A 17,404-nucleotide genomic window follows, 5' to 3' on the forward strand; every position below is an offset into this window, starting at 1 on the left:
CTATTTACCCCACCCCCACCTTAAATAACCTTAATTTCAGCGCAGAGTAAAAAAACAAAACCCCCTGCAAGTTTCAGCTTACAGGGGGTTGGCATGACAAACTTAACGCAGTATTACATCAGTGGCTGAGCCATCTGAACCAGCGAAATCAGCGGTTGCGGGTAAATACCCAGGAACAGTACCAGAATCGCGGAAATCAGCACTACCACACCACCGGCAGTCAATGCCCAGTTGCTTGGTGTGTCACGCACCAGTGTTTCCGGCGCGCTGAGGAACAGGCTCACCGTCACACGCAGATAGTAGTACAGGCCGATGGCACTGCCTAAGACCACCGCACCAGTCAACCACCACAGGTTGGCACTCACACCCATTGCGACCACAAAGAACTTACCAATAAAGCCCAACGTCATTGGGATACCGGCCAGTGATAGCATCATTACAGTCATCACCGCCGACAGAATCGGTTTATGCCAGAACAGACCACGGTAAGAGAACAGTGACTCTGCATCCGGGCCTTTGTACGGGCTGGACATCAAGCTAACCACACCGAACGCACCCAAGCTGCTGAACAGGTAACCGGCCAGATAAACACCGACGGTTTCCAGTGCCAACTGATGGGTCTGCACCGCCACCAGCGCAATCAGCAAGTAGCCAAGGTGCGCGATAGAAGAGTAACCCAGCAGACGCTTGATGTTGGTCTGGCTGATAGCCATTAAGTTACCGAACAGTATTGATGCCACCGCAATCAAGGAGAGCACCAAACGCACCGCTTCACTGTCGGCAGCCGGCGCGTACAGGAACAAGCGCATGACTACCGCAAAGATGGCAATCTTACTGGCGGTCGCCAGGAAGGTAGATACCGGAGCGGGAGCCCCCTGATACACATCAGGCGTCCACAGTTGGAACGGCACCAGCGACAACTTAAAGCCAAGACCAACAATCATCATCCCGAGGCCCGCCAGAATCAGCGGCTGGTGGATAGCGGAGTCACTTAGGCTTTTACCCAGACCGGCGAAAGACAAACTGCCAGACTCCGCATACAGCAGCGCCATCCCGAACAGCAGGAATGACGATGCCGCCGCAGACAGCAGCATGTATTTGATACTGGCTTCCAATGAACGCTTCTGGCGATAGGCATAACCAATCAGGCCAAACAGCGGCAGGGAGATAAGCTCAATACCCAGGAACAGCGACGCCAGATGGTTGGCACTGGCTAACAGAATGCCGCCCATGGTAGCAATCAGCACCAACAGGTAGAACTCCTCGCGGTTATCTGGATAGCCATTTAGCCAAGGATAAGCAAAAGTGCTGGTTGCCAGACTGGCAACAATCACCAGCCCGGTATAGAACATCGCATAGCCGTCAACCCGCATCAGCGGCGTGACATCCATCGGCCCGACCTGGCCGACAAAATAGAGTGACAGCAGCGCCAGGTTAAGCCCGATGACCGTCAGGGTGGCGTTAATAAAGTGATCGCGTCGCCACGCAATGGAGAGCATCACAACCACCACCGTCAATCCGACGATCAACAGCGGTAGCATTGCGATCAGTTGTTGAGGAGTTATTGTCATGGCGAATTACGGCCTTGTAGTTGTAATAGATGAAGCATTGAACCACTGCTGTACATTACTCATCGCAGCATGGGAGGTGTCAAGAATCGGCTGCGGGTAAACCCCCAGCAACACTAATAACACCACTAACAGCAGGATGATGGACAGTTCCCTTGCGCTCATGCCCGGTAACGCTTCTTGTGATTTTGGCGCACCGTAATAAGCACGCTGCATCATGATAAGCGAATAAACCGAAGCAAAGACCAGACCAAAGGTAGAGATCACGGTAATCACCGGAACCACCTGGAAGCTGCCAAACAGGATCATAAACTCGCCGACGAAGTTACCGGTGCCCGGCATCCCCAATGTAGCTACCGCGAAGAACAGCGATAGTGCAGGCAAGTATTTGATTCGGCCCCACAGGCCGCCCATCTGACGCATGTCACGGGTATGCAGGCGCTCATACAACTGGCCACAGATGATGAACATACCGGCGGCAGACAAGCCGTGGGCAATCATCTGGATAACCGCACCTTGATAAGCCAGTTGGCTGCCGGTATAGATGGCAATCAATACAAAGCCCATGTGCGACACGCTGGTATAAGCAATCAGGCGTTTGATATCAGTCTGACAGAAGGCCATCCACGCACCGTAGAAGATACCGATGACACCTAACCACATGGCGATAGGTGCAAACTCATGAGAGGCGTTCGGGAACAGCGGCAGACTAAAGCGCAGCAAACCATAAGCTGCGGTTTTCAGCAAAATCCCCGCCAGGTCAACAGAACCTGCGGTTGGTGCCTGACTGTGTGCATCTGGCAACCAACCGTGCAGTGGCACAACCGGCATTTTTACCGCAAAGGCGATAAAGAAGCCCAGCATCAGTAGATATTCCACATTGTGGGACATCGGCGTCTTCAACAGATCTTCGTAGTTGAAGGTCCAAATACCGGTGGCGTTGTAGTGCACAAACACCAACCCCAAAATGGCAATCAGCATGATAAGACCGCTGGCCTGGGTATAGATGAAGAACTTGGTTGCCGCCGCGATACGGGTTTTACCGTCTGATGCTTTGTGACCCCACAAGGCAATCAGGAAGTACATCGGCACCAACATCATTTCCCAGAAGAAGAAGAACAGGAACATGTCGATGGCGAGGAACACGCCGATAACCCCACCCAGAATCCACAATAGATTCAGGTAGAAGAAGCCCTGATTGCGCTGAATTTCACGCCACGAACAGAGGATAGCCAGCACACCTAGCAGGCCGGTTAGCACCACCATCAGCAGTGATAACCCATCCAGCGCCAGATGGAATTCAATACCAAACCGTGGGATCCACGGCAAGATGAACTCTGATTGCCACTGCGGGATACCCGCTGGGTTAACCAGTGAATAGTTGCCCTGCCCCCACAACAGCAAGGAGAGCACCAATGTCAGCCCCATCGCGAATAGCGCTATCCAACGCGGTACCTTAGTACCGAAGCGCTCACACTGCCAAGACAGCAGGCCGCCGATAAAGGGGAGAAGAATTAGCCAAGGTAATAGCATGGCGTTTTGTGTCCCTAATTAAACGAAAAGCAACAGAGCCAGTACGACGACTGCACCCAAACCCATAGACGCGACATACCAACGCACCTGTCCATTTTCACTGAGCGTCAAACCGCGATTACTCCAGCGCGAAAGTATCGCCGGGGTATTCATCAGTGAGTTCAGCGGATCACGCTGCAATAGCCTTGCAATCCACAAATACGGGCGGACAAACACATTGTGGTACAGCCAGTCGAAGCCCCACGCATGGAACCACCAGACCGTAAAGAAGCGGCCCGGCGCACTTTGCGCGATGCTGTTGACCAACTGACGCTTGCCCAGATAGAGTGCCGCAGCCAGTGCAATCCCGATAACCACTAACACGCCGGAGAAGATTTCCAGTGGCATTTTACCCTCTTCACCGAAGTGAAGCTCTGGCAACACACCCGCCAGCGGTGGTGTTATCAGCGCGCCGACGAAAGTCGACAGCACCAGCAGCACCATCAGCGGCAGGCTGTGAGTGATCCCTTTAACCGGATGCGCTTTGGTTTTTGGCTCGCCGTGGAACACAATGAAAATCATACGGAAGGTATACAGCGCGGTGAGGAATGCCCCAACCAGCCCGGCGACCATCAGATTGATATGACCACTGGCCAATGCGCCCCACAGAATTTCGTCTTTACTGTAGAAGCCTGCGGTAACCACTGGCAGTGCAGCCAATGCCGCACCACCCACCAGGAAGCAGATATAAACCAATGGGATCGTCTTGCGCAGACCGCCCATTTTGAAAATATTCTGCTCGTGGTGACAGGCCAGAATCACTGAACCCGAAGAGAGGAACAGTAACGCTTTAAAGAAGGCATGGGTCATCAGGTGGAAAATGGCGGCATCCCACGCCTGAACGCCCAGCGCCAGGAACATGTAGCCAATCTGGCTCATGGTGGAATAAGCCAGCACCCGCTTGATGTCGGTTTGCACCAGCGCGGCAAAGCCTGCCAGCACCAGGGTTACCGCACCGATAATGCCCACTAAATGCAGCACTTCAGGCGCCATCAGGAACAAGCCGTGGGTACGCGCAATCAGGTAGACGCCCGCAGTCACCATGGTTGCTGCATGGATAAGCGCGGAGACCGGGGTTGGGCCTGCCATTGCATCGGCCAACCAGGTTTGTAACGGCAACTGTGCCGATTTACCCACCGCACCACCGAGCAACATCAGCGTCGCCCAGGTAATAGCGGTAGAGCCCATTTCCAGTTTCTGCGGTGCCAATACCATCAGCTCGCGAATATTCAGCGTACCCAGTTCTTGGTAAAGGATGAACAGGGCAATGGCAAGGAATACGTCACCAACGCGGGTCACGATAAAGGCTTTCATCGCCGCCGCGCCGTTGGCCGGATTGGTGTAGTAGAAACCGATCAGCAGGTAACTGCACAGACCCACCCCTTCCCAACCCAGATACATCAGCATCAGGTTATCTGCCAACACCAAAATCACCATGCTGGCGATAAACAGGTTGGTGTAGGCGAAGAAGCGAGAGTAACCCTCCTCCCCACGCATATACCAAGAGGCATACATGTGAATCAGGAAACCCACGCCGGTGACCACAGACAACATGGTCAGCGACAGGCCATCCAGTGTCAGGGTCAACGGAATGTTGAAGGTGCCAACCGACATCCAGTTCCACAACGTCTGGTTAAAGACTTGGACACCGGTGGCCTTTTGGCTGAGAAAATCCACAGCAACATACAGTGTGACCAACGCCGTCAGGCCAATCGATCCCACCCCGACCGTGGCTGAGGTATTTTCAGACCAGCGCCCACGGGAGAATGCCAACAGCAAGAAGCCCAGCAGTGGCAGCAGAATTGTTAAATATAATAGGTTCATCCGCGCATCTCACTGACTGTATCGATATTCAGAGTATGACGGCGACGATATAGCTGTAACAGCAATGCCAAGCCAATACTGGCCTCCGCTGCTGCCAGCGTGATCGCCAGGATATACATCACCTGACCGTCAGCCTGACCCCAATAACTGCCCGCCACAACAAAGGCGAGCGCCGCTGCGTTGATCATCACTTCAAGGCTTATCAGCATAAACAACAGATTGCGACGAATCAGCAACCCCGTCAGCCCTAGCACAAACAGTATGGCCGCCAGAATCAGGCCATGTTGTAGAGGGATCATGCTTGTTCCTCCGTTTTTCTTTTCGCGCTGTCGCTCGCGCCCATCACGTCACCCGGCTTATGTTCGCGCCCGATATGGAAGGCAACCACCAGGCCGGCCAGCAACAACATTGACGCCAGTTCAACTGCCAGCACATAAGGACCAAACAGGCTGATACCCACAGCTTTGGCATCGACCATTTCACCGCTAATACCGGAATCAGTCACTGAACTGATGGCATAAATCAGTACCGACAGCAGCACCAGTGCTAGCAAGCCAGGGCCAATCCACAGACTCGGTTTCAGCCAGTCACGCTCTTGTTGTTCGACGTTGCCCAAGTTCAGCATCATCACCACGAACACGAACAGCACCATAATGGCCCCGGCGTAGACGATGATTTCCAACGCACCGGCGAAATAAGCACCCAGCGAGAAAAACACCGCCGAAATAGCCAGTAAAGAGATAATCAGGTACAGCAGCGCATGTACCGGGTTGGCGTGAGTGATGACGCGAATAGTCGCCACCACTGCCACCAATGCTGCAATATAAAATGCAAATTCCATGGAAAGCGGCTCCTAAGGCATCAGACCTTTAACGTCAATCGGTTTGGCTTCGTTTTCGGCTTCGCCTTTCTGCTTGCCGTCTACTGCCATACCGGACATCCGGTAGAAGTTATATTCAGGATATTTACCCGGGCCGGAGATCAACAAGTCTTCTTTCTCATACACCAGATCCTGACGCTTAAATTCACCCATTTCGAAATCCGGCGTTAGCTGGATAGCAGTTGTTGGGCAAGCCTCTTCACACAAACCACAGAAAATGCAGCGGGAGAAGTTGATACGGAAGAACTCAGGATACCAGCGGCCATCTTGGTGCTCAGCTTTCTGTAATGAGATACAGCCAACCGGACAAGCAACAGCGCACAGATTACAAGCAACGCAGCGCTCTTCACCGTCAGGGTCACGCGTTAACACGATACGACCACGGTAGCGCGGCGGCAGGTAAACCGGCTCTTCAGGATACATTTGGGTTTCACGCTTGTGGAAGGCATGAAGGCCAATCATCCACAGGCTGCGCACTTGGGTGCCGAAACCAACCACTAACTCTTTCAACGTCATGGTTCATTCACCCCTTATTGAGCGTTGTACAAAATGACCGCGGCAGTCGCCAGCAGATTCAGCAGGGTCAACGGCAGACAAACTTTCCAGCCGAATGACATCACTTGGTCATAACGTGGGCGCGGCAAGGATGCACGGATCAGAATGAACATCACCATGAAGAAAGCCGTTTTCAGCGCAAACCAGATAAATGGCGGCAGGAACGGACCTTGCCAACCACCGAAGAACAGAGTGACTATCAGAGCAGAGACGGTCACGATACCGATATATTCACCGACGAAGAACAGACCGAATTTCATACCGGAATATTCAATGTGGTAACCATCGGCCAGCTCTTGTTCAGCTTCTGGCTGGTCAAAGGGATGACGGTGACATACTGCAACACCCGCAATGGCAAAGGTCAGAAAACCAAAGAATTGCGGAATAACATTCCAGACGTGTTCCTGAGAGTTAACAATATCCTGCATATTGAACGAACCCGCCTGTGCGACTACGCCCATCAATGATAAGCCGAGGAACACTTCGTAGCTCAGGGTTTGCGCAGATGCACGCATCGCCCCTAACAGAGAATATTTGTTATTACTGGACCAACCAGCGAACAGCACGGCATATACCGTCAGCCCGGCCATCATCAGAAAGAACAGAATACCGATATTAAGATCAGCAACCGCCCAGGTCGGGCTGACCGGGACGATGGCGAAAGAGAGCAGTAGTGAGGTAAAGGCAATCACCGGGGCCAATGTAAAGATAGCCTTGTCGGAGAAGCGCGGAACCCAGTCCTCTTTGAAGAACATTTTGATCATGTCAGCAACCAACTGCAATGACCCGCCCCAACCGACACGGTTTGGCCCGTAACGGTTCTGGAACAAGCCCAGCAGGCGACGCTCGCCGAAGCTCATAAATGCGCCGCAGGTCACCACCACCAACAAAATCACTACCGCTTTCAGGACAGAGATTAAAATCTCAATCAATTCAGGGGTAAACCAGCTCATAATACTGCCTCCCGCAGATTCTCAACCAGCGCGCCCACCATCATCGGCGGAATGCCCGGTAAGCCAAGCGGCAAGCCGACCTGACCCCGAGCCAAGGTTTCACTCAGACGCACTGGCAGACGCAATGTCTGACCGGCACAGTTGAACTCCACCAGCGTACCGAGGTTAACCCCGAGCGTTGCAGCATCGGCTGGATTGACCATCACATAAGGTGCTGGCATGCGCTGCTGGATGACATCTGAGCGCTGCGACATCTCTTCACTACCAAATAAATGGTAGTAAGGGGCAATCTGCCAGCCATCAGCCTGCGCGGTAAAGGCTGCCGGTACTGAATCAAAGTAACCGAGCGTCCCCTCACCTGCTTCAATCAGGCGCACACCCGGATCACCAAAGCGCAAGCTCCCCCCCACTTCAGCCTGGAATTTGTTCCATGCCTGCGGTGAGTTCCAGCCCGGTGCCCAGGCAAATGGGATCTGCTGACGATCGGCCAATGGGCTGTTGTTCCCTTCCATTGAGAAAGCGAACGGCGTGTCGATATCCTGTGGCTGACGCGGTTCATGCACACTGATATCCGCGCGCATAGCCGTGCGGCCGCTGTAACGGATAGGTGAACGCGCCAGTTTCTGACCACGAATACGGAAGGTCGCATCCGGTGCCGCTTCAACAATACCTTCCAACTGTGGTAATGCACGAACACAAGCCGCAATCACGTGATCCAGTTGCGTCCAGTCCACATGGCGATTGGTATAGGTTGAATGCAGCGAGTGCAGCCAGCGCCAGCTTTCCAGCATGATGCTGTTGTTTTCCGGTTTTTTCGGGTCGTCGTAATAGGTTGGATCGTAAACCTGGAAGAAACGCTGAGCGCGGCCTTCCTGATTGACCAGCGTACCGTCGCTTTCAGCAAAGCTGGCGGCAGACAGAATCAAGTCTGCTTTTGCCATGATCGCGGTGCGTTGATGATCAACCACGATCACGTTGGCTGCTTGCTCCAGCGCGGCGTCAACTTTGTCTTGCGCCGCATGGCGATAGAGGTCGTTCTCCATCACGATAACGCTGTCAGCATCACCACGGGTCAACAATTCCAGCGCACTCTCCAGTGAACCACCGCCAATCATGGTCAAGCCGATGCTGTTCGCTGCACTGGCAACAAAGGTGATACCCACATCAGAGCCACGGCCTTTCAGCGCGGTTGCCACGTTAGCTGCCGCAGCAATGATGGCTTCGCTGCCTGCATTGCTGCCGGTCACGATCAGTGGTTTCTTCGCGCCCGCCAGGGCCTGCACGATGATATCCACTTTGCCTTTCAGCGCAGGGTCCAAATCCGTGACAGCCGGTGACGATGCATCCAGCGCGTTAGCGATAGCAAAGCCTAAACGTGCCTGATCATCCACCGGTGCGCGGTAGTTCCACGCCGCGATATCATCCATACGGGTGTTATCAACGTTAGTGATAAACAGCGGATGTTTAGCGTGCTGACCGATATTCATAATCGCCGCGATTTGCCAGTCAGCCACTTTCTGTGCTGCGGCCATTTCACGGGCTTTGCCTTTCACCGCCTGACGGACAGACAGTGCGATACGTGCGCCAGTCTGGGTCAAATCCTCACCCAGAATCAGCACCGCATCGTAGCTTTCAATCTCGCGCAGCGATGGTGTGTAAACCCCACCTTCTTGCAGCACTTTCAGCATCAGTTGCAGGCGTTGTTGTTCACTCGCGGCAATACCGGTATAAAAGTTTTCCGCACCGACCAGCTCGCGTAACGCGAAGTTACTTTCCAGGCTGGCACGCGGTGAACCGATACCGATGGTTTTCTTCGCCTGACGTAAAATATCCGCCGCCCCCTGCATTGCCTGTTCGGCATTCAGGTGGATCCAGTCATTACCACGCAATTGTTGTGGCTGACGTGGGCGGTCTTTCAGGTTGACATAGCCATAGCCAAAGCGGCCACGGTCACACAAAAAGTAGTGGTTGACGCTGCCGTTATAGCGGTTCTCGATGCGGCGCAATTCACCGTAGCGTTCGCCAGGGCTGGTGTTACAACCCACGCTGCACTGCTGGCAGATACTTGGCGCAAACTGCATATCCCATTTACGGTTATAACGTTCGGAATGGGTTTTATCGGTGAATACTCCGGTCGGGCACACTTCTACCAGGTTGCCAGAGAACTCGCTTTCCAGCGTGCCACTCTCAGTACGACCAAAGTAGACGTTGTCGTGCGCGCCATAAACACCCAGATCGGTGCCATCAGCGTAATCTTTGTAGTAACGCACACAACGATAACAGGCGATACAGCGGTTCATTTCGTGTGAGATGAACGGACCGAGATCCTGATTCTGATGAGTACGTTTACTGAAGCGATAGCGGCGGAAACTGTGTCCGGTCATCACTGTCATATCTTGCAGATGACAGTTACCCCCTTCTTCACAGACCGGGCAATCGTGTGGGTGGTTAGTCATCAACCATTCAACCACACTCTCACGGAACGCTTTGGCTTCGCCGTCATCAATGGAAATAAAGGTTCCATCGGTGGCCGGGGTCATACAGGACATCACCAAACGCCCACGGGTATCATCGGCGTTTTGGTATTGCTTTACCGCACATTGGCGGCAAGCGCCGACGCTTCCCAGCGCCGGATGCCAGCAAAAGTAAGGAATATCGAGTCCCAGGGAGAGACAAGCTTGTAACAGGTTGTCGGCCCCGTTTACGTCGTATTCTTTGCCGTCTACATGAATCGTAGCCATATGCATGCTTCCAAATGACCTACCTTACGGCAGGCGTTAATCCAAAATTCTGACCCCACGGCAAAACCGTAAGGGTATCTATGCTACCAGCGCGCTTTTAACAGGTTTGGTTGAATACCGGCTATGGCTCGGGTGTTGCCATAGTCCTTGTTCGCGATCCCGGCTTCGAATTCTTCGCGGAAATATTTGATAGCACTTTGTAGTGGTTCAACCGCGCCCGGCGCGTGAGCACAGAAGGTTTTGCCCGGCCCCAAGAAGCGGCAAAGTTGTTCCAGTGTCTCAATGTCGCCCGGCTGACCTTCGCCGCGCTCCAGTGCGCGCAGGATCTTCACGCTCCACGGCAACCCATCGCGGCAAGGAGTACACCAGCCACAGGATTCACGGGAAAAGAACTCTTCCAGATTGCGCACCAGCGGTACCATACCGATCTCATGGTCTACCGCCATCGCCAGTGCGGTGCCTAACCGGCTACCTGCTTTGGCAATATTCTCGAAGTCCATCGGTAAATCCAGATGATCAGCAGTCAGGAAGTCGGTCCCTGCCCCACCCGGCTGCCAGGCTTTGAATTTTAAGCCATCGCGCATGCCACCGGCGTAATCTTCCAGAATTTCACGCGCCGAAATACCAAAGGGCAGTTCCCACAGACCTGGGTTTTTCACCCGGCCAGAGAAGCCCATCAGTTTGGTACCGGCATCGTTACTCTTACCCGCCGTGATCCCCTGATACCAGTCAACGCCGTGCTCAAGAATGGCCGGAACGTTACACAGGGTTTCAACGTTATTGACGCAAGTCGGTTTGCCCCATACCCCGGACGATGCCGGGAAAGGCGGCTTGGAACGTGGATTGGCGCGGCGGCCTTCCAGCGAGTTAATCAGGGCGGTTTCTTCACCACAGATATAACGGCCAGCACCGGTATGAACAATCAGTTCAAAATCAAAACCGCTGCCCATGATGTTTTTGCCCAGCAAGCCGGCTTCGGTTGCTTCGCTTATCGCACGGCGCAAATGCACGGCAGCTTCGATATATTCGCCACGCAGGAAGATGTAGCCGCGGTAAGCTTTCAGCGCAAACGCACTGATCAGCATCCCTTCCACCAGCAGATGAGGCAATTGCTCCATTAGCAGACGGTCTTTATAGGTACCCGGCTCCATTTCATCGGCGTTACACAGCAGATAGCGGATGTTCATGCTTTCGTCTTTTGGCATCAGGCTCCACTTTAAACCGGTGGAAAAGCCTGCGCCGCCGCGCCCTTTCAGGCCAGCGTCTTTTACCAAATTGACAACATCAGGAGCTGCCATGCCTTTTAACGCTTTTTCAGCACCCAAGTAGCCGTTTTTGCTGCGATATTCATCCAGCCATACCGGTTGTTTGTCATCGCGCAAACGCCAGGTCAGCGGATGCATTTCTGGCGTGCGAATAACCTCTTTGGTAAAACCCGAATTAGTTGTCATGGATATTGCTCCAGTAACTTCTCAATATCTTCAGGTTTCAGATAGCTGTGGGTATCGTCGTCGATCATCATGGTCGGACCGCGATCACAGTTGCCCAAGCAGCAGGTTGGCAGCAACGTAAAGCGGCCATCAAACGTGGTCTGGCCAGGCTCAATACTGAGTTTCTTCGAAATCGCGGCCTGAATCCCTTGATAACCGGTGATGTGACACACCACGCTGTCACAATAACGGATCACATGACGCCCAACCGGTTGACGGAAGATCTGACTGTAGAATGTGGCCACACCTTCGACATCGCTGGCCGGGATACCCAGCACTTCAGCAATGGCGTAAATCGCCCCATCCGGCACCCAACCACGTTGTTTCTGCACAATTTTCAGTGCTTCGATCGACGCGGCGCGGGCATCTTCGTAATGGTGTTTTTCATGCTCGATAGCATCACGTTCTTCAGCACTCAACTCAAAAACTTCAGTTGTGGTCGCCGGTTCAGCCGCATTGACTGCCAGATCCACCACATTTTGGCTTTCGTTATGATTCTGAGTCTCTTTTTGGTAGCTCATAATTAGCGGTCCACATCAGACATTACAAAATCGATACTGCCCAGATAGACGATCAGGTCAGATACCAGGCTGCCACGGATAACCGAGGGGATCTGCTGCAAATGGGCATAGCTTGGCGTACGTATCCGGGTGCGATAGCTCATAGTGCTGCCGTCACTGGTCAGATAGTAGCTGTTGATCCCTTTGGTCGCTTCAACCATTTGGAATGATTCGTTGGCTGGCATTACCGGACCCCATGAAACTTGCAGGAAGTGGGTAATCAGCGTTTCGATATGTTGCAGCGTACGTTCTTTCGGCGGCGGCGTCGTCAGTGGATGGTCAGCCTTAAATGGCCCTTCTGGCATGTTTTTATAACATTGCTCCAGAATGCGCAGGCTTTGACGTAACTCTTCCACTTTCAGCATCACGCGGTCATAACAGTCGCCGTTATTCCCGACCGGAACTTCAAAATCAAAGTTTTCATAGCCGGAATACGGACGCCATTTACGCACGTCAAACTCAACCCCGGTGGCACGCAGGCCAGCCCCGGTCACACCCCATTCCAGTGCTTCTTTGGAATTGTAAGCAGCAACGCCGATAGAACGCCCTTTCAGGATACTGTTCTGCAACGCCGCTTTGACGTAGGAATCGAGCCGTTTTGGCATCCAGTCAAGGAAGTCACGCAGCAAACGTTCCCAGCCGCGTGGTAAATCATGCGCCACACCACCAATACGGAACCAGGCCGGATGCATACGGAAACCGGTAATCGCTTCAACCAAGTCATACACTTTCTGACGATCGGTAAAGGCGAAGAACACTGGCGTCATTGCACCTACGTCCTGAATAAAGGTACTGATATACAGTAAGTGACTGTTGATACGGAATAATTCAGACAACATTACCCGGATGGTTTTAACGCGATCAGGAACCTCAATACCCGCCAGCTTTTCAACTGCCAGTACATAAGGCATTTCGTTAACACAACCACCCAGATATTCGATACGGTCGGTGTAGGGGATGTAGCTGTGCCAGGACTGGCGCTCGCCCATCTTCTCCGCACCACGGTGGTGGTAACCCACATCCGGTACGCAGTCGACAATCTCTTCACCATCAAGCTGTAACACGATACGGAACGCACCATGTGAAGAAGGATGGTTCGGACCGAGGTTAAGGAACATAAAGTCCTCGTTTTCGGTGCCGCGCTTCATCCCCCAATCTTCGGGTTTGAAGGTCAGAGATTCCATCTCCAGATCCTCTTTCTGCTTGGTCAGCACAAAGGGATCGAATTCGGTAGCACGCGCCGGGTAATCTTTACGCAGCGGGTGCCCTTCCCAAGTCTGCGGCATCATGATGCGCGTCAGATGTGGGTGACCATCGAAGGTAATACCGAACATTTCCCAAGTTTCCCGCTCATACCAATTAGCATTGGGGAAAATCTTAGTCGCTGTGGACACGTGCAAGTCTTTTTCAGACAGTGCCACTTTCAGCATAATGTCGCGGTTACGCTCGATGGAAAGCAGATGATAGAAAACAGAAAAATCCGCTTCAGGGAGGCCCTGGCGGTGAGTACGAAGACGCTCATCGACACCATGCAAGTCGAACAGCATGACATACGGCTTCGGTTGTTTTCTCAGGAACGTCATTACTTCCAGCAATTGCTCACGCTTTACCCATACCACGGGCATACCGGTACGGGTCGCTTGAACAACAAAGGCCTCAGGCCCAAAACGGTTCGACAGCTCGCTAATCACCGGATCATCGAGATGGTCACGGGTCTGCCATGCAGGCTGAGTGCTATCGGACGTCGTTAAATCGGTCATTATTTATTCACCACACTGTTTTTTCACCACACTGAATGTGTCATTTTGTGGTCATTTGCCGCACACATGTTCTGGAAGAAAATCATTCATTCCCAAAACAAATCACTTACGCACCGCGATCCTGAGCCGTTATTTTTTCCAAAATAACAAGCTTAGATCTCGTCAGGTGTACGCAGGTTAGTTACTGCAATTCGTTCAGCATGCTTACGTTCTCTTTCTGGTTGCATATTGGCGCGGTAAACGCCTTGGTCACCTACAACCCAAGAGAGAGGACGGCGCTCTTTACCGATAGATTCCTGTAGCAGTAACAGTGCTTGCATATAAGCTTCAGGGCGCGGTGGGCAGCCAGGAATATACACATCGACCGGTAGGAATTTATCCACGCCTTGTACTACGGAATAGATATCGTACATGCCGCCGGAGTTGGCACAGGCACCCATGGAGATAACCCACTTGGGTTCCAGCATTTGTTCATACAAGCGCTGAATAACCGGGGCCATTTTGGTAAAACAAGTGCCCGCCACGACCATGAAGTCAGCCTGACGCGGAGAAGCACGCAGCACTTCCGCACCGAAACGTGCCACATCATGTACGGCAGTGAACGAGGTCACCATCTCCACATAACAGCAGGAAAGACCGAAGTTATACGGCCAAAGAGAGTTCTTACGCCCCCAGTTCACCATGTCGTGCATGGCGTTCTCAAGTTTACCCATGTAAACACTACGGTGGACATGTTGCTCGAGAGGATCGCCGCTGACGGTTTCCTGAGTTTGCAGGGGGTAACGGTCATTCTCACCGTTAGGGTCTATGCGGGTGAGCGTATAGTCCATGTTAATGCCTCGCTGTATTTATTGACCACTATACCCTTTGTACTTAGAGCTGCAGGGTTGTTAGCTACTTTCACTCACCCGAATCACTGACTTGAGTCAGTTCATCGGGATTAATGAGCCTCATGGTTGAGACTCACCCTACGGGCTAGCATACATGCGGTTCAAATCGTGACCGATTTATCGCCCGCTTGCTGCCGACCTGCAACGCCAAGATCGTTAGGTATATCTTGTGGAGGACTGCTGGCGTATTTGACTATGCTCGGTTTGCTCACTCGGCGATTAGAACGCGTAGGAGTCCAATCCAGCGCGCCGATACGCACCAGATAAACCAAACCAGCCAAGAGCACCAAAATGAAAATGGTTGCTTCGATAAAGCCTACCCAGCCACTCTCACGAATAGAGATTGACCACGCATACAAGTACAGGGCTTCAACATCGAAAATAACGAAGAACATGGCGACCAGATAAAACTTGGCGGACAAACGCATACGCGCCGAGCCAACCGAGTCAATACCGGACTCATAGGGGACATTTTTGGCGCGGGCCCGAGCTCTCCCACCCAGAAAGAACGCACCCAATAGCATCAAGCCGCATAACCCGATAGCGCCGATCAGAAATACAGCGAACGCCCAATGATGAGCGATAACTTCAGTGGTTGTTGACATACTCATTGCTTACTCATCAAAAGTGGCGTCGGACATCCTGCTCTTATGTTGGCAGTTAGTGCACCACATCGATTCAAAGGGAAGGATAAAAACCACACGAAACACACTGTCTTTACAACTGTTTAGCCAGTGTTTTACTGTGGGCTTTTTACTCCTTTCAGTAACCTTTTGTCAACTTTGACAAAAGTAACTACAGATTAATTTACAAACGCACGATCTTACTTAACATTTGGTGCGAAGTATAAAGCTAAATCGAGTCAGTAATTTGTTAAGTCAGAACATACACATATAACCCAACGTGGAAAGTTCGCTTTAACTATACCATTGTCTCAGGAATAACCGGTTCTTCCACTCACTAGCTAGGGGTATTTTTTTGATCCAGAACACGTTTTGAGTGTTATTTCATAAATATTCGGCATGAAAAGTTGTTTTTTTAAAAAAATAAATAATGGAACGCTGTTTTAATAAAAAACAAATAACAGAAAATGAGCAGAAATATTAACCACTGTCTTTATCTGGTTTATTCCCTCTGATCCAGTACGCAGATATACCGCTAAATGAAATAAAACGACGTTTGAAGCATGAAATTAAACTGGAGTAGTAGAAAACTGTTTTTTATAAAAGGTATAAATAAAAAAGCCCCTAAAATAAGGGGCTTACGATTTTTTAATCACGTTAGACGATCAACTGCTCTCGTCTATTAAATAATCAGAATCCAGCACTAAATCCGATCCAGACTGCAAGCCATGTTGGTGGCCCGTCTGCATGGCATCGAAAATGGCTAAAGCCAATTCGTTGCCACACTGATTGTCTTTACATAATGCATAATGTGTTTCAGGCAACCGAGGTAGCCCTTCTGTTTCACCCAGTACGCGTAAATCAGGACTCATCATCTCTATTGGCCTGGCGGTCACACCCAGCCCAGCCCTGACTGCCGCACGAATGGCAGAAAGTGAAGAGGCTACATAGGCGATTCGCCATGCAATACCGGCTCTGGTCAGATTTTCTATTGCCATATCGCGAAATGGGCTTGGCTCATCCATCACCACTAACGGTACCGATTCACCGGACTGGAACTGATAGTCGGCGGAACAGTACCAAAGCGTAGGTGATGTCCTTAAGATCACATGAGGATGAGTGTCGACCTTGGCTGTAGTAATAGCCAGGTCCACTTCGCCATTACTCAGCATATCAGCGATAAATGGACTGCGTTTTACCCGCACATCTATCGCTAGCCGAGGATATAGCGTCGCCACTCGGTTCAGCAAGAAAGGCAACAACGTATCGGCAGTATCATCAGATGCGCCGATAATGAGTGACCCTTCTATATTGCTGTACATAAGTGACGTACAAGCTTCATCGTTGAAACGCAAAATTTTTCTGGCATAGCCAAGTAACTGGAGACCATGTTCAGTCAATAATTTGTTACGCCCATGGCGGGCAAATAACTCCTTACCGACTAACTGTTCTAACCGTTGCATTTGTTGGCTAACTGCTGACTGAGTGCGACAAACCGCTGCGGCAGCAGAGGCAAAAGTATTCAAGTCAGCAACAGCTACAAAGGTTCTAAGCAGATCGAGGTCGAGATTAATTATCGGACGATTTGCATTTGTCATAGTGTATTCTTCACTTTTTTGAATTCTAATTACAAACTACCCTGGTGTATAAGTATCGCGCCATCAATAAGGGACAACGCTAAGTATGACAGTACCCCACTCACTAGAGTAGGGCAAAAAATTTACTTATATTTCGTTACCGTTATCTCTTTTTATAAAAATCTATTGAGTAAGTTATGTATTCATTTGTGAATACGGTCATAAAAAATCACTAAATCTTCGATTAATGAAGATTTTTTCCCTTTAGGATCTTGCTTTTCCTCAGGCATTTTTAAGTGCTGAAATGCTATTTTAATTAAACAAATCCGCACTGACCCTTTTCGAAATATCAAAAAATATCAATATATCTCTATGTGTATTTTTTATCTAATTGAGCAAATTCAACTAATA

Annotated in this window: 14 protein-coding genes; all 14 read right to left on the reverse strand. The window is 51.3% G+C overall.

The features are described from left to right. Positions 1–113: 113 nt before the first annotated feature. The 14 genes from nuoN to rovM all read right to left on the reverse strand — a co-directional run bounded on the left by nuoN (position 114) and on the right by rovM (position 17,014). Positions 114–1,571, reverse strand: coding sequence for an NADH-quinone oxidoreductase subunit NuoN (nuoN, locus tag Q2T71_RS13885; protein ID WP_372559469.1), 1,458 nt, complete (start codon positions 1,569–1,571; stop codon positions 114–116). 6 nt (positions 1,572–1,577) lie between these two features. After that, a complete protein-coding gene (gene nuoM / locus Q2T71_RS13890; protein WP_083158262.1) occupies positions 1,578–3,101 on the reverse strand; it encodes an NADH-quinone oxidoreductase subunit M in 1,524 nt (507 codons plus the stop codon). Between the two features lie 18 nt (positions 3,102–3,119). Further along, entirely contained in the window at positions 3,120–4,964 is a 1,845-nt protein-coding gene (gene nuoL, locus Q2T71_RS13895; RefSeq protein ID WP_372559470.1) for an NADH-quinone oxidoreductase subunit L, read from the reverse strand. Continuing rightward, positions 4,961–5,263 (reverse strand): NADH-quinone oxidoreductase subunit NuoK, encoded by a 303-nt coding sequence (nuoK, locus tag Q2T71_RS13900; protein WP_032815102.1) that lies wholly within the window; start codon positions 5,261–5,263, stop codon positions 4,961–4,963. Before nuoK ends, nuoL begins: the two co-directional genes overlap by 4 nt. Next, on the reverse strand, positions 5,260–5,805 hold the full coding sequence (nuoJ, locus tag Q2T71_RS13905) for an NADH-quinone oxidoreductase subunit J (RefSeq protein ID WP_372559471.1): 546 nt from the start codon (positions 5,803–5,805) through the stop codon (positions 5,260–5,262). The genes nuoK and nuoJ overlap by 4 nt, the downstream gene beginning before the upstream one ends. A gap of 12 nt (positions 5,806–5,817) precedes the next feature. Then, on the reverse strand, positions 5,818–6,360 hold the full coding sequence (gene nuoI, locus Q2T71_RS13910; RefSeq protein WP_004704400.1) for an NADH-quinone oxidoreductase subunit NuoI: 543 nt from the start codon (positions 6,358–6,360) through the stop codon (positions 5,818–5,820). Positions 6,361–6,374: 14 nt separating this feature from the next. Next, a complete protein-coding gene (nuoH, locus tag Q2T71_RS13915; RefSeq protein WP_049613037.1) occupies positions 6,375–7,352 on the reverse strand; it encodes an NADH-quinone oxidoreductase subunit NuoH in 978 nt (325 codons plus the stop codon). Continuing rightward, complete coding sequence (nuoG, locus tag Q2T71_RS13920; protein ID WP_372559472.1) at positions 7,349–10,093, reverse strand: NADH-quinone oxidoreductase subunit NuoG; 2,745 nt, start codon at positions 10,091–10,093, stop codon at positions 7,349–7,351. The genes nuoH and nuoG overlap by 4 nt, the downstream gene beginning before the upstream one ends. Before the next feature lie 83 nt (positions 10,094–10,176). Continuing rightward, entirely contained in the window at positions 10,177–11,544 is a 1,368-nt protein-coding gene (nuoF, locus tag Q2T71_RS13925; RefSeq protein WP_050085129.1) for an NADH-quinone oxidoreductase subunit NuoF, read from the reverse strand. Next, a complete protein-coding gene (nuoE, locus tag Q2T71_RS13930) occupies positions 11,541–12,104 on the reverse strand; it encodes an NADH-quinone oxidoreductase subunit NuoE (protein WP_372559473.1) in 564 nt (187 codons plus the stop codon). The genes nuoF and nuoE overlap by 4 nt, the downstream gene beginning before the upstream one ends. A gap of 2 nt (positions 12,105–12,106) precedes the next feature. Then, a complete protein-coding gene (nuoC, locus tag Q2T71_RS13935; protein ID WP_083158259.1) occupies positions 12,107–13,903 on the reverse strand; it encodes an NADH-quinone oxidoreductase subunit C/D in 1,797 nt (598 codons plus the stop codon). A gap of 152 nt (positions 13,904–14,055) precedes the next feature. Next, the gene (locus Q2T71_RS13940) at positions 14,056–14,733 is read right to left on the reverse strand and encodes an NADH-quinone oxidoreductase subunit B family protein (protein ID WP_002210278.1); all 678 of its coding nucleotides are present in this window, start codon (positions 14,731–14,733) and stop codon (positions 14,056–14,058) included. 161 nt (positions 14,734–14,894) lie between these two features. Continuing rightward, complete coding sequence (gene nuoA, locus Q2T71_RS13945) at positions 14,895–15,404, reverse strand: NADH-quinone oxidoreductase subunit NuoA (protein ID WP_372559475.1); 510 nt, start codon at positions 15,402–15,404, stop codon at positions 14,895–14,897. Positions 15,405–16,081: 677 nt separating this feature from the next. After that, positions 16,082–17,014 (reverse strand): virulence transcriptional regulator RovM, encoded by a 933-nt coding sequence (gene rovM / locus Q2T71_RS13950; RefSeq protein ID WP_372559476.1) that lies wholly within the window; start codon positions 17,012–17,014, stop codon positions 16,082–16,084. Positions 17,015–17,404: the final 390 nt, after the last annotated feature.

The sequence above is a fragment of the Yersinia sp. 1652 StPb PI genome (assembly GCF_041538345.1).
GTDB classification, from domain to species: domain Bacteria; phylum Pseudomonadota; class Gammaproteobacteria; order Enterobacterales; family Enterobacteriaceae; genus Yersinia; species Yersinia enterocolitica_E.

What these genes read in the sequence shown, in the direction of transcription:
- nuoN (WP_372559469.1), bottom strand. Translation starts at nt 1,571, where the DNA reads ATGACAATAACTCCTCAACAACTGATCGCAATGCTACCGCTGTTGATC.
- nuoM (WP_083158262.1), bottom strand. Translation starts at nt 3,101, where the DNA reads ATGCTATTACCTTGGCTAATTCTTCTCCCCTTTATCGGCGGCCTGCTG.
- nuoL (WP_372559470.1), bottom strand. Translation starts at nt 4,964, where the DNA reads ATGAACCTATTATATTTAACAATTCTGCTGCCACTGCTGGGCTTCTTG.
- nuoK (WP_032815102.1), bottom strand. Translation starts at nt 5,263, where the DNA reads ATGATCCCTCTACAACATGGCCTGATTCTGGCGGCCATACTGTTTGTG.
- nuoJ (WP_372559471.1), bottom strand. Translation starts at nt 5,805, where the DNA reads ATGGAATTTGCATTTTATATTGCAGCATTGGTGGCAGTGGTGGCGACT.
- nuoI (WP_004704400.1), bottom strand. Translation starts at nt 6,360, where the DNA reads ATGACGTTGAAAGAGTTAGTGGTTGGTTTCGGCACCCAAGTGCGCAGC.
- nuoH (WP_049613037.1), bottom strand. Translation starts at nt 7,352, where the DNA reads ATGAGCTGGTTTACCCCTGAATTGATTGAGATTTTAATCTCTGTCCTG.
- nuoG (WP_372559472.1), bottom strand. Translation starts at nt 10,093, where the DNA reads ATGGCTACGATTCATGTAGACGGCAAAGAATACGACGTAAACGGGGCC.
- nuoF (WP_050085129.1), bottom strand. Translation starts at nt 11,544, where the DNA reads ATGACAACTAATTCGGGTTTTACCAAAGAGGTTATTCGCACGCCAGAA.
- nuoE (WP_372559473.1), bottom strand. Translation starts at nt 12,104, where the DNA reads ATGAGCTACCAAAAAGAGACTCAGAATCATAACGAAAGCCAAAATGTG.
- nuoC (WP_083158259.1), bottom strand. Translation starts at nt 13,903, where the DNA reads ATGACCGATTTAACGACGTCCGATAGCACTCAGCCTGCATGGCAGACC.
- Q2T71_RS13940 (WP_002210278.1), bottom strand. Translation starts at nt 14,733, where the DNA reads ATGGACTATACGCTCACCCGCATAGACCCTAACGGTGAGAATGACCGT.
- nuoA (WP_372559475.1), bottom strand. Translation starts at nt 15,404, where the DNA reads ATGAGTATGTCAACAACCACTGAAGTTATCGCTCATCATTGGGCGTTC.
- rovM (WP_372559476.1), bottom strand. Translation starts at nt 17,014, where the DNA reads ATGACAAATGCAAATCGTCCGATAATTAATCTCGACCTCGATCTGCTT.